The sequence below is a fragment of the Paenibacillus sp. FSL M7-1455 genome (assembly GCF_038004655.1).
Taxonomy (GTDB): Bacteria; Bacillota; Bacilli; order Paenibacillales; family Paenibacillaceae; genus Paenibacillus_AQ; species Paenibacillus_AQ cookii.
Genome location: NZ_JBBORO010000001.1, coordinates 4,113,179 through 4,125,188 on the forward strand (window position 1 = coordinate 4,113,179; position 12,010 = coordinate 4,125,188).

The window sequence follows — 12,010 nt, forward strand, 5'->3', positions numbered from 1 at the left end:
ATCCTAAGTTACAATTCGCCATTAGAATCTATGACCTGGAAAGGACGATCACATATGAGAATGCTTCTGCTTGTCGTGCTGGCATTGGCTGTCATTAGCGGCTGTAACAACGCTCAGAACAAAAACGCATCACCCTCTCCTCAAAATAAACAAGGTCCGGCGGCCACCTCTGCCAACGATAACCGGGTTAGGCTGCAATCAACCGACAATGCCGCCGATCATACGACAGACCATGCAGCGGATTTGTCGATCAAAAACCATCTGGAAGCTTTGGCCGAACGCGTGGCCGGCGTCAAAAAGGCGCATGCGGTCGTGTTCGGCAACACGGCGGTCGTCGGCATCGACGTGGACGGCAACCTTACCCGCTCCCGCGTAGGAAACATCAAATATTCGGTTGCCGAAGCGCTCCGCAAGGATCCGCGCGGGAAAAACGCGCTCGTGACCGCCGACATGGATTTGTCGCACAGAATCGCCGAGATCGGCGAGCATATCCGGAAAGGCGAACCCGTCTCCGGCTTCGCTTCCGAGCTGGCCGACATCGTCGGACGAATCGTTCCCCAGCTTCCTAAGGACGTCAAGCCGCGGAACAACGGAACTACACCGGCTGCTCCGACGCCTAACCGCTAATGACCCGAGGGAAAATTCCGCAAAACGCAACATTTTCCGCGCGAAATGAAGAAAAAGCCCAGTGAGATGCTCACTAGGCTTTTTCATTATTCGCATGCGGACGCAAGCAACGGCGTCCTGCTTAAGAACCGGCAGGCGGGCAGCTGCTGCTTTCGGATGGATGGCATATAACGGATGAGTGCAACGTGCAACTGCTTCGGACATCTTTACCGACCTCCTGTACAGGTTCCAGTGTACTCTATTATATTAGGTGGCTTCGCAAATATTGCACCCAAGTTTTAGGGATTCGCGTTTTCGGCGCCGTCCGCCTGGACAAGTTTGCCTTTCCCCGCCATTTCGTCTTTCAGCGCCTGTTTTGCTTTGTCAAGCTCCTCGTCGTTCACGTAAACGTAAGGACTTCTCCACGTGCCCGTAATCGGCATGAACTTGACGTCTTCCTTATTCACCTTCCAGTAGGTGGCGATCATGTTTTTAAGCTGATCGTTTTCGATGTCGGTTTCCATGTTTTTGTCCATGGCTTTCAGAACGCCGCCCAGGCTCGTTACGCCCTTGAAGGTTTGCATTTTGTCGATCAGCGCGTGCAGCACTTCGTTTTGCCTGCGGTTGCGGTCAAAATCGTCGGAAGCTTTCGTCTTCGGACGGCAGTTGGATTTGCGGTAACGCACGTAATCCAGCGCTTTTGTCCCGTCAAGCTTCTGCTCGCCTTTTTTCAGGTTAATATTCGTGCCGTCGGCGGTGTCGCGGTAACACATGTCGGCATCGACGTTGATGTCCACGCCGCCCAAAGCGTCCACGGCATCCCGGAACCCTTGGAAATTCAAAACCGTCACGTAGTCGATCGGAATGTCCATATACTTGCTCATCATCGTTTTCATTTCGTCTGTCGCTTTGACGCCGGATTCCTTCTCCTTCGACAGGAAAATCGGATAATAGGCGTTCGCCTTATTCGGCTTATAGCCTTTCAGCTCGATCTTCGTGTCGCGCGGGAGCGAAACGACCGTTACCGTTTTGGTATCCGGATTAAACGCGGTCACCATGATGACGTCGGACAGATGCGTGCCTGTTTTCGGACGGTAATCCGTGCCGAGCAGCAGCATCGTCACCGGCTTCACTTTAGCCGACTTTTCGGGCGGAACCGGATTGTTGTTTCCGGTGTTGAGCACGCCGTTTTCGGCTTCGAAATACAGGTAACCGGCGTAACCGCCTACGGATAGCACGGCCAAAATGACCACGCTCAACACAAATTTCAAAAATGTTCTTAATCCGCTTTTCTTTTTTCTCTTTTTAGGCGGCTGTTTGCTCTGTCTGCTGCCACTTTGAGATCGTGGAGGTAAATGATTATTGCTGGGACTCATCTCAAACACCTTTTTCATTTATTTTGAGTTATTCTCTCTATAAACGACGACGCCGCGAAAAAAGTTTCAAAAGAGCCGCAAAGGGTTGCAGCGGATTAACCTCTTTTTGCTGCTGCCTCCGCCTTCTTTTTCTGGCGGCCTTCCACGAAATACCGGACGCGCACCAGAAGCATCAGGGCTACCGCAACAAGCAGGCACTGGATGATCGGAAGCTTGTCATGCTGGAAGATGAGCAGCATCCCCGATCCGAGCGCCATCAGGATATACAGCAATATTTCCTTCAGCAGGGGAAGCTTCTGCTTGACGCGGAACACTTTATTGTAGACGTACGTAATCAACACGAAAATGATAATGTAAGACACGACTGGATGCGATGCAAACCAGGCTTGCATGTGCGGTACACTCCTTTCGGCAACGGGCCGGCGGACCGGCCCATTCGTTCATTACAGATTGGCGTCGGCCATTTTGCGGTGCTTCTCGGCACGTTCGCGTTCGCTTTTGTTCAAAATTTTCTTGCGGAGACGGACCGACTTCGGCGTAATTTCGCAATACTCGTCGTCGTTCAGGTACTCCAGCGCCTGCTCTAGCGAGAAAATGCGCGGCGTCTTCATTTTTACTGTATCATCTTTTGTCGCCGAGCGCACGTTTGTGAGCTGTTTCTCCTTGCAGATGTTGACGACGATATCGTTATCGCGGTTATGTTCGCCGACGATCATGCCTTCGTAAATTTCGGTGCCCGGCTCCAGGAACAGGATGCCGCGGTCCTCGACGCTCATCATGCCGTAGAACGTGCTTGTCCCGGTCTCGCTGGATACGAGCACGCCTTGGTGGCGTCCGCCGACCTGGCCGCTGTGCAGAGGTCCGTAGCTGTCGAATGCGTGGTTCATCACGCCGTATCCGCGCGTCAGCGTCAGGAAATGGGTGCGGTAGCCGATCAGGCCGCGGGCAGGGATCAGGAATTCCAAACGCACCTGTCCGTTTCCGCTATTGACCATGTTCACCATTTCCGCTTTGCGGGAACCGAGGCTTTCCATGACCGCGCCCATGCTTTCTTCAGGCACGTCGATCATGAGGCGTTCGATCGGCTCCATCTTTTTGCCGTCGATTTCGCGCACGATGACTTCCGGTTTGGATACCTGCAGCTCGTATCCTTCGCGGCGCATGTTTTCGATCAAGATGCCGAGGTGAAGCTCGCCGCGTCCGGAAACGATGAACGCATCCGGGCTGTCGGTTTCTTCCACGCGCAGGCTGACGTCCGTTTCAAGCTCCTTCATCAGACGTTCGCGCAGTTTGCGGGAGGTGACCCATTTGCCTTCGCGTCCCGCGAACGGGCTGTTGTTGACGAGGAACGTCATTTGCAGCGTCGGCTCGTCGATTTTAAGCACCGGCAATGCTTCCGGATGCTGCGGGTCGGCAATCGTTTCGCCGATGTTGATGTCTTTGATGCCGGCGATGGCCACGATGTCCCCGCCTCCGGCTTCTTCGATTTCGATCCTTTTCAAGCCCTGGAAGCCGAACAGCTTCTCGATGCGGGCCGTCTTGCTTTTGCCGTCGCGCATAATGACCGTCACGGATTGTCCTTGCTTGATGATGCCGCGGTTGACGCGTCCGATCGCGATGCGGCCGAGATATTCGTTGTAGTCCATCAAAGTCACGAGAAATTGCAGCGGCTCATCCACTTTTTCGGTCGGAGCCGGAATATGGTCGATGATCGTTTCGTACAAGGCAAGCATGTTTTCATCCTGCTTTTCTGCATCCATGCTTGATGTGCCGTTCAGGGCGGAAGCGTACACTACGGGGAAATTAAGCTGATCGTCGTTGGCTTCGAGTTCGATGAACAGATCGAGCACTTCGTCGATCACTTCCGCCGGGCGCGCTGCCGGACGGTCGATTTTGTTGACGACGACGATCGGGGTCAGGTTTTGCTCAAGCGCTTTGCGAAGCACGAATTTGGTCTGAGGCATGCAGCCTTCATAGGCGTCAACCACCAAAAGCACGCCGTCGACCATTTTCATGATCCGTTCCACTTCGCCGCCGAAGTCGGCGTGTCCCGGGGTATCGACAATGTTAATCAAATAATCTTTATACGTAATCGCCGTGTTTTTGGCCAAAATGGTAATCCCGCGTTCCCTCTCCAAATCGTTGGAGTCCATAGCCCGCTCCTGCAAATGCTCGTGCTCCCCGAAAATGCCGGATTGCTGCAGAAGCTGGTCTACCAGCGTCGTTTTACCATGGTCAACGTGGGCAATAATTGCAATGTTGCGGATTTTATCTCTTGAATGCATGACGTTTATCCAGATCCTTTCCCTTTCAAATCAATGCGGAATGTCTTTCACCAAAAGAAGCGCCGGGCGGTAATGCCGACGCTTCAACATATCCCTTATATTATAGTGAAATTTCAGAAAAAAACAAGCTTTTTGTATTTACTACCAGCCCCGGTTCCACTTGTTGCCGCGGGATCTCCCTTTGCCCGAAATGAACCATATGCCCAGCGCGATGAGCAGGACGGCCAGCACGTAAATCGCCCCGGTATGCAGCAAAGTAAAGAAAAGCAGCACCAAGGACACGACGCCGAGAAACAGCGCGATCAGCAGGACGCCCTCCGGTTTGGGCGACTCGAACATATGGTATTCGTACACGCCCACGGCAATGCCGAGCAAAAACATCGGCCAAAGATACGACAGCAGGTCGAACCCCCAAAAATTGCAAATGGCGAACAGCAAACCGTATACGACCAGCGCGCCGCCCGGAATCAGCACGTACGCCCGCGCCCTTTTGCCGAAAAACAGCAGATGAAGCAGCAGGCCGACGATGATGATCGCAAACGGCCATAAGGTGCGTCCCAAAAAACCGAACACGCCCAATTTCCCCAACAAAATGACAACCCCGGCAATCACGATAAACAGCCCAAGCCTTACATCGTTTTTGGAGGACATTTTCTCCACCCTCTTTTCTCCTGTACCTTTGCGTTTCGTTTCTGCAGCAAACGACATCTTTTCACCATTAGTTTATCTGAAATAGAACGAAAAAACCATATTCGTCCCGTAAATTTTTTACAGCCGAAGTGATGGAAATTGTAAAAATCCTCAAACAAAAAAAGCCGGTATGAACCGGCTTTTGCGGGTAAGCTATGAACGGCGGAGCGACAGCCTCCGGAACCCTCCGGCGGCTATGATCAGCGCCGTCAGCAGCGCGGGTACCAGCTTGTGCAGCTCGGGCATGAGGGACGAAAGCAGCATTCCCGTCCGGGAGTCCTGCAGCAGCATCTCTCCGGCGGTGTAGCCCAGGATGCCCGCCCCTAAATAAACGAGCACGGGATAACGGTGCAGCAGCCCGACGATCAAATTGCTCCCGAAAACGACGATCGGAATGCTGATCGCGATCCCGATGACGAGCAGGGCCAAATCACCGTTGGCCACGCCCGCCAGAGCCAGCACGTTATCGAGGCTCATGATGAAATCCGCGGCCAAAATGCTGCGCACCGCCTTCCACATCGATGCGGAGTCGCCCATCCGGACGTCCTCTTTGTCGTCTGCAAGGAGCTTGTACGCGATCCAGAACAAAAGCGCGCCTCCTCCTGCCTGAACGAACGGAATCTTCAGCAGAAGGACGGCGACGAACGTCAGGACGCATCTGAGGGCGACCGCGCCGAGCGTGCCCCACCATACCGCCTGCTTCCGCTGCCGCGGCGGCAAATTTTTGCTCGCCAGCGCAATGACGACGGCGTTATCCCCGCTTAGCACCAAATTGATCATCAGGATTTGGACAAGCAGCCATATCGAATCCAACGGTCAACACCCCCACACTTACTCCTATGCCTTCGGCGTCCAAGCTATGCTTGACTATCGTTCAAAAATTATCCTATAATGAATCCGATTTATCAGGCTCCGTTTACAGTCATGACGAGGAGTGACCCGATGTGGAAGCTGTACTGCCTTTTTTGGCCAAATTGGTCAATATCGTGTTTTTGGATCTCATTTTAGCTGGCGATAACGCCATCGTCATTGGCCTGGCTGCGAGGAACCTGCCGTCCTCGACGCAGAAAAAGGCTATTTTTTATGGAACCGGAGGCGCTGTCCTTCTTCGAATCATCGCGACCATCGTGGTCGTGTGGCTGCTCAAAATCCCGTGGCTGCTTCTGGTCGGCGGCATCCTGCTGATCGGCATCGCCTACAAGCTGCTGGTGGACGATGACGACCACACCGATATTAAAGCGGGGCGCACGCTGTGGGGAGCGATACGGACGATCATCGTGGCGGATGCGGCGATGGGACTGGACAACGTTATCGCGGTTGCCGGTGCAGCTGAGCAAAATATCGTGCTCGTCATCCTCGGCCTGCTGGTCAGCGTGCCGATCGTCGTATGGGGCAGCACGCTGTTCATCAAATTGATCGAACGTTTCACCTGGATCATCTATCTGGGATCGGCCGTGTTAGGGTTTACCGCGTCCAAAATGATCACGGAAGAAAAACGGATCCATCCCTTCTTCGAAGACCATCCGGCGATCCGGATCGCATTTATGGCGGTCGTCATTATCGGCGTGCTGACAGCCGGATTTTTGAAAAAACGGTCGGACCAGCGGAAAAAGAAAAACGAAAATTCATTCGGTTGAGTACGCGAAAGCAAGCCGCGTTTGACGCAAAAAAGCCGTCCCAGGCATACGCCCGGGGCGGCTTTTGGCATATAGGAAGCTTAAAACCAATCTTCCTGGATGGTTTCCTCGTCGCGGTCCGTTTCAATGACCGACCTTGGCGTCAGCACGACCGATTCGGTGCGCCGTACCGCATCCTCCAGCATGGCCGGCAGATTCTCCAGCGAAGCCTCGATCCTTTCGACCACGTGCAGGTTCGGGTTGGTCGTCGGAGACTTCGGCACAAAAAGCGTGCAGCAGTCTTCATACGGCAGGATGGAAAGATCATACGTGCCGATTTGCTTGGCGATGTCCATGATTTCGTTTTTGTCCATCGTGACCAGCGGACGCAAGAGCGGAAGCTCCGTCGCGCGGCCGATGACGTTCATGCTCGGCAGCGTCTGGCTCGCAACCTGTCCGAGGCTGTCGCCGGTCACGATCGCAAGCGCGCCTTCTCGTTCTGCCAGCATGGTGGCGATCCGCAACATGGAGCGTCGCATCAGCGTTATGATCAAATTATCCTGGCCGACGGTCGTAAAAGAGGTCTGGATTTCGGTAAACGGAACGAGATGGATTTTGATTCGGCCCGAGTAGCCCGAAAGCACCTTGGCGAGCTCCATCACTTTTTCTTTGGCCTTCCGGCTCGTGAAAGGATAGCTGTAGAAATGGACGGCCTCCACTTCCAAGCCGCGGCGCATCGCGGAATAACCGGCGACGGGGCTGTCGATGCCCCCGGAAAGCAGCAGCATGGCTTTGCCGTTGCTTCCGCGCGGAAAGCCGCCGGCCGCGGGAATCACTTCGCAGAAAATATACGTGCCGGTCTCGCGGATTTCTATCCGCAGCTCCAATTCGGGATCCTTCATGCTGATTTTGAGCTGTTCGAATTCCTGAAGCAGCGGAGCTCCCACCAAATGGTTCATTTCATGCGAGGAGTAGGGAAACTTTTTCCATACCCGCCGGGCCGAAACCTTGAAGGTCGTGCCGTCTTTCAGCGGCATTTGCTTCAAAAAGGAGGTGCTTGTCTCGACGATGGCGTCCAGCTCCGACGGACAGACGATAACCGGGCTGACCGAATAAAGGCCGAACACTTTTTTCAGCTCCTTGATCATCGACTCCGAGTCCTCGCCGTTGATCACGATGTACAATCTGCCGTATTCCTTTTGGATCGTTGCGGCCGGAAACGGGCGAAGCACCGATTTGACGTGCTTTAACACCGTATTTTCAAAACGGTTCCGGTTTCTTCCTTTTAACGTAAGCTCTCCGAAACGGAGAAGCAGCATATCGTATTTCAAATTAATTCATTCCTTCCTGTCTTAACGGCTGCAGCCGGTTTACCGCATCGCTTAACGCGCGGATCAGCTGCTGCAGCTCCTCATGCGTATTGGTCAATCCCATGCTGATCCGGACGGCGCTCGAAGCGGCATCCGCGCTCCGCCCCATCGCCAGCAGCACCTTGCTGGGCTCTGCCGTTTTCGACGAGCAGGCGGATTTGGTCGAAACGAGCGCCCCGTGCTCCTCCAGCGAGTGAAGCAGCACTTCGCCTTTCATCCCCGGAAAAGACATATTGACGATATGCGGAGCCCCTTCCTCGAAGCTGTTCAGCTCAAGGCAGGGCTGGGTGCGGATCCAAGCCATAAGCTCGTCCCGCAACGCCCCGACCCGCGCCATAAACGTCTCGGTTTGCTCGGAGGCCATCCGCATCGCCTTCGCCGTCGCCACGATGCCGGGGATATTTTCGGTCCCGGCCCGCATGCCCGATTCCTGTTTACCTCCCGTCAAAAGCGGATGAAGGGAAATCCCTTCCCGCTTGTACAGGATGCCCGTTCCTTTCGGACCGCGGATTTTGTGGGCCGATAACGTATAAAGATCGGCTCTCCACGCCTCCAACCGTACCGGCAGCTTCCCGAATCCTTGCACCCCGTCGATATGGAACACCGTCAAAGGGTTGGCTTCTTTTACCGCCCGCCCGATCTCCTCAAGCGGTTGAACGGCTCCCGTTTCGTTGTTCACATGCATGACGCTGACCAGGATCGTGTCCTTCCTGACCGCGGACGCAACCTCGGCCGGATCGACCCTTCCCTTGCCGTCGACGGGCAAAAACGTCACCTCGAATCCCTGACGCTCCAGCGCAAGGCAGCTGTCGTAAACGGAAGGATGCTCGATGGACGTCGTGACGATATGTTTGCCGCGGCCCGCGTATTGCATCGCCGCCCCTTTGATGGCCATGTTGTTGCCTTCGGTCGCGCCCGAGGTCCAAACGATTTCGGATGGTTTCACGCCGAGGGACGCCGCGCATACCTCCCGAGCCCTTTTGATCAGCTTCGCCGCGTCTTCCCCCATGCGGTGGATGGAGGATGGGTTGCCGTAATGTTTTTTCATGACCTCGGCCATCGTTTGGATGACCTCGTCATATGGCGGCGTGCTGGCCGCATGATCCCAATATACCATGTTCACTCACCCTCCCATGCGTATTTTCCGGACAATATAAAGAGATCAAACGGAAGGTTCGTTTTGCCAAATGAAGTCCGTAACCCGTTTTCCCCCGTTTGATCCCGTATTGAGTTTGCCTATCGTTTTATGCTTCGTATTTTAAGCGCGCATCCGCAACCTTGCGGATATATTTTCTCGTCTCCAGCGGAAGCATGTCAAGTTTGTCCATCAGCTGCGCATCGGTCGATACCCCGAGCTTGGCGAGCCGGTTCGGCCCGGCGTTGTATGCGGCCAATGCCATGTTCACCTGTCCGTCGAACCGCTTGATCTGATAAGAAAGATAACGCGTGCCCGCATCGATGTTTTGGGCGGGATCGAACGGATCGGTGACGCCGAGTCCGGCGGCGGTTCCGTCCATCAGCTGCATCAGACCCTTCGCCCCGGCCGACGACACGACGTTCGGATTAAAAGAAGACTCGGTGTCGATCACCGCTTTGATCAAAGCTTCATCGACGCCGTATTTGCGGCTGGCCTCCCGGATCAGGTCGTCATAGGCCGTCGGGCCCGACTTTTGCACGGCATGCCGGCTTTCCGGGCGGATGTCCGAGGCCTCCGCGTTTGCCGACGGGCTTAGCTGCTGCCACAACAATCCGTCGCTGTACGTCACGCCGGGCGCCTTGGGGTGAACCGACGCATCACTGCTTGATGTACCATCTATAGACGACTGCACGTATTGCTTCAACATGACGTCAAAACCGGAGCCGCTCCCGCTCTGCAGAATCTCTTGGATAAGCTCGTCCCGATTTTGAATACGGCTGGTATCCTGAAGCGAAGACGGCTGCTTCGCGGTTGCCGAATCGATCTGCATGCTAACATAACCTCATTTTCATCAATGTAATGGAATGCTTTACGTTATTTTATCATGCTACCGGCGATGTACGCCATATTTCCGCGAAATATTATGTATTTTGACAATTCTCCTTCTTCCATCCGAAAACGGATCAACATCCATAAAAAAGCGCCCCTCTGCTGCTTGCAGCAGGAAGGACGCCTTCGGTCTTGGCCGGCAAATTATCTTGCGTACGGAATAAGGACAAAATAGCTGATCGTGGCCAAAATCCCAAGCCCCATGCCCCAGGCTCCCCACGCTTTTTTTCCTTTGGAGTAAGCGTAGAAGCCGGTTGCCGCGGCAATCGGTCCGAGAACGATGGACCACATAAACAGGGATACGACGCCGCAAGCTACGCTGATGTAGCCGGCTGTTCTGCCCCAAGTATCTTCCTGCTCCCCATCGGTGCTCTCGTCGATTTCGTAACGGGTTGACTTCGGCGGCGCAACTTCGGCGGCATATTCCTCCCGGTGGTTGTCGCGGCGCGGAAAATCCTGGCGTTCCCGTTTCGGCTCAAGCTCTTGTTCCTTTTGCGGCTGCTCTTGCTCTTCATGTTGGCGTAAATCGTCCATCGGAATACCTCCCTGCAACTGGTTGGTGAAAATGCGGACTGCGGTTAAGATGATTTCGGTTTGAACGTCAGGCAGCAGGTAGCGGAAGAATTCGGAGCATAGTCCTTATGCTCGGCGAAATGCTCGTGCCCGAACTCTTCGCTGTACTTCGCGGAAGCATGTTTGTCGATTTCAATCAAAATCTGTTCGGCTTTGCAGACGTTTTGCTCGCCCCAATAACTGCAGTTGCTGACGCTGCATCGGACAATGGTTCTTGGATCATTCATGTTTAGGTCACCTCACTACCATTGTCTCCTTGCGATCGGTCATATATACCGCAAAGCCCTTGTCAGTTGCTGGCCGGAGTATATAAATCAAGGATGGCCGGGGCATGTATGGCAAGGAAAGACGGAACTTCATTTTATCGTTGACAGCGTTTCCAATTTGATGTAAATTTCAATAAAGATTAAATCATTTTATATTTTAGTAAAGTATCTAAAAACGGAAAGGAGTCTTGCCAACATGCCGAAAAAGAAAAAAATCATTGCCTCTTTGTTATTGTCTGCCATGCTTCTTCTTCAAACGATCGTTCCTGTAAGCGCTTCAACCTGGAATTTGACGGGGGACACCAACGTTCACGACCCGGCCTACATCGTGGAGAACGGCACGGGAACCCACTGGGTTTTCAGTACCGGATCAGGCATTCAGGTCCTCTACTCCACCGACGGGAAAAACTATCAGCGCTCGCTCCCGATCTTCAAGGAAAAGCCGGCCTGGTGGAGCAATTATGTGCCGAATCAAGCGGGATTGGACGTTTGGGCGCCCGACATTTTTTATTACAACGGGACGTATTATTTGTACTATGCGATCTCCACGTTCGGTTCCAAAGTATCCGCCATCGGACTCGTCACGACAAATTCGATTTCCGGGGGGATATGGAAAGACCAGGGACTCGTCATGTATTCGAATGACGCTTCCAGTTACAATGCGATCGACCCCAACGTGACGCAGGACGAAAAAGGAAACCTATGGATGGTATTCGGCTCCTGGAGCAACGGAATTTATATCACGGCCATCAATAAGGATACGATGAAACCGACGGGCAATTCCTACCGGATCGCCACCAAATCGGGAGGGATCGAAGCGCCGAATCTCGTATACAACCGCGATACGGGCTATTATTACTTGTTCGTATCGATCGGCAAATGCTGCTCCGGCCTAGACAGCACTTACAAAGTGGCGGTCGGCCGTTCCAAAAGCGTGCTTGGACCGTTCTACGACAAAAACGGGGTCGATATGAAAAACGGCGGGGCTACCGTCATCGACAGCGGCAACACCGCTTGGATCGGGCCCGGTGGACAAGACGTGAACGGCACGAACGTCATCGCCCGGCATGCGTACAGCGCGGCGGAGAACGGGGCGCCGAAGCTGCTCATCAGCGATTTGTACTGGGATGCGGACGGCTGGCCGTATTATAATTGAGGACTTAGCGTCGGGCATACAAAAAAGCGAGTCTCGGAATTCCCCG

At 54.0% G+C, this 12,010-nt stretch carries 13 protein-coding genes; 3 read left to right on the top strand and 10 right to left on the bottom strand.

Annotated features, from left to right (window positions below; translation table 11 throughout):
- The first annotated feature begins 54 nt into the window (after positions 1-54).
- Positions 55-627, top strand: coding sequence for a YhcN/YlaJ family sporulation lipoprotein (locus tag NYE48_RS19035; RefSeq protein WP_052147247.1), 573 nt, complete (start codon positions 55-57; stop codon positions 625-627).
- 278 nt (positions 628-905) lie between these two features.
- On the opposite strand, the gene NYE48_RS19040 is transcribed toward NYE48_RS19035, so the two are convergent.
- The 5 genes from NYE48_RS19040 to NYE48_RS19060 form a co-directional block, all read right to left on the bottom strand.
- Positions 906-1,982 (bottom strand): LCP family protein, encoded by a 1,077-nt coding sequence (locus tag NYE48_RS19040; protein WP_340999703.1) that lies wholly within the window; start codon positions 1,980-1,982, stop codon positions 906-908.
- Between the two features lie 95 nt (positions 1,983-2,077).
- Positions 2,078-2,374: a YlaH-like family protein gene (locus NYE48_RS19045; RefSeq protein ID WP_212947181.1), complete on the bottom strand. Its 297-nt coding sequence runs from the start codon at positions 2,372-2,374 to the stop codon at positions 2,078-2,080.
- Positions 2,375-2,425: 51 nt separating this feature from the next.
- Positions 2,426-4,267, bottom strand: coding sequence for a translational GTPase TypA (gene typA / locus NYE48_RS19050; protein ID WP_212947183.1), 1,842 nt, complete (start codon positions 4,265-4,267; stop codon positions 2,426-2,428).
- A 141-nt stretch (positions 4,268-4,408) separates the two neighbouring features.
- Positions 4,409-4,918, bottom strand: coding sequence for a hypothetical protein (locus tag NYE48_RS19055; protein WP_036713540.1), 510 nt, complete (start codon positions 4,916-4,918; stop codon positions 4,409-4,411).
- A gap of 192 nt (positions 4,919-5,110) precedes the next feature.
- Positions 5,111-5,770: a TerC family protein gene (locus tag NYE48_RS19060; protein ID WP_340999704.1), complete on the bottom strand. Its 660-nt coding sequence runs from the start codon at positions 5,768-5,770 to the stop codon at positions 5,111-5,113.
- Between the two features lie 131 nt (positions 5,771-5,901).
- Here NYE48_RS19060 and NYE48_RS19065 point away from each other — a divergent pair, with 131 nt between their 5' ends.
- Complete coding sequence (locus NYE48_RS19065; protein WP_340999705.1) at positions 5,902-6,594, top strand: TerC family protein; 693 nt, start codon at positions 5,902-5,904, stop codon at positions 6,592-6,594.
- An 80-nt stretch (positions 6,595-6,674) separates the two neighbouring features.
- Here the strand turns inward: NYE48_RS19065 and thiI are convergent, their stop codons facing one another.
- The 5 genes from thiI to NYE48_RS19090 form a co-directional block, all read right to left on the bottom strand.
- Entirely contained in the window at positions 6,675-7,904 is a 1,230-nt protein-coding gene (thiI, locus tag NYE48_RS19070) for a tRNA uracil 4-sulfurtransferase ThiI (RefSeq protein WP_036712283.1), read from the bottom strand.
- 1 nt (position 7,905) lies between these two features.
- Complete coding sequence (locus NYE48_RS19075) at positions 7,906-9,060, bottom strand: cysteine desulfurase family protein (RefSeq protein WP_212947191.1); 1,155 nt, start codon at positions 9,058-9,060, stop codon at positions 7,906-7,908.
- A gap of 127 nt (positions 9,061-9,187) precedes the next feature.
- Positions 9,188-9,910 carry a lytic transglycosylase domain-containing protein gene (locus NYE48_RS19080; protein ID WP_036712285.1) on the bottom strand — a complete coding sequence of 241 codons (723 nt, stop codon included), beginning with the start codon at positions 9,908-9,910 and terminating at the stop codon, positions 9,188-9,190.
- A 203-nt stretch (positions 9,911-10,113) separates the two neighbouring features.
- Positions 10,114-10,503, bottom strand: a complete 390-nt coding sequence (locus tag NYE48_RS19085; RefSeq protein WP_036712287.1) for a hypothetical protein — start codon at positions 10,501-10,503, stop codon at positions 10,114-10,116.
- Positions 10,504-10,547: 44 nt separating this feature from the next.
- Positions 10,548-10,769, bottom strand: a complete 222-nt coding sequence (locus NYE48_RS19090; RefSeq protein ID WP_036712290.1) for a DUF1540 domain-containing protein — start codon at positions 10,767-10,769, stop codon at positions 10,548-10,550.
- A 235-nt stretch (positions 10,770-11,004) separates the two neighbouring features.
- Between NYE48_RS19090 and NYE48_RS19095 the strand changes: the two genes are divergently transcribed.
- Positions 11,005-11,964: a family 43 glycosylhydrolase gene (locus NYE48_RS19095; RefSeq protein ID WP_340999707.1), complete on the top strand. Its 960-nt coding sequence runs from the start codon at positions 11,005-11,007 to the stop codon at positions 11,962-11,964.
- Positions 11,965-12,010: the final 46 nt, after the last annotated feature.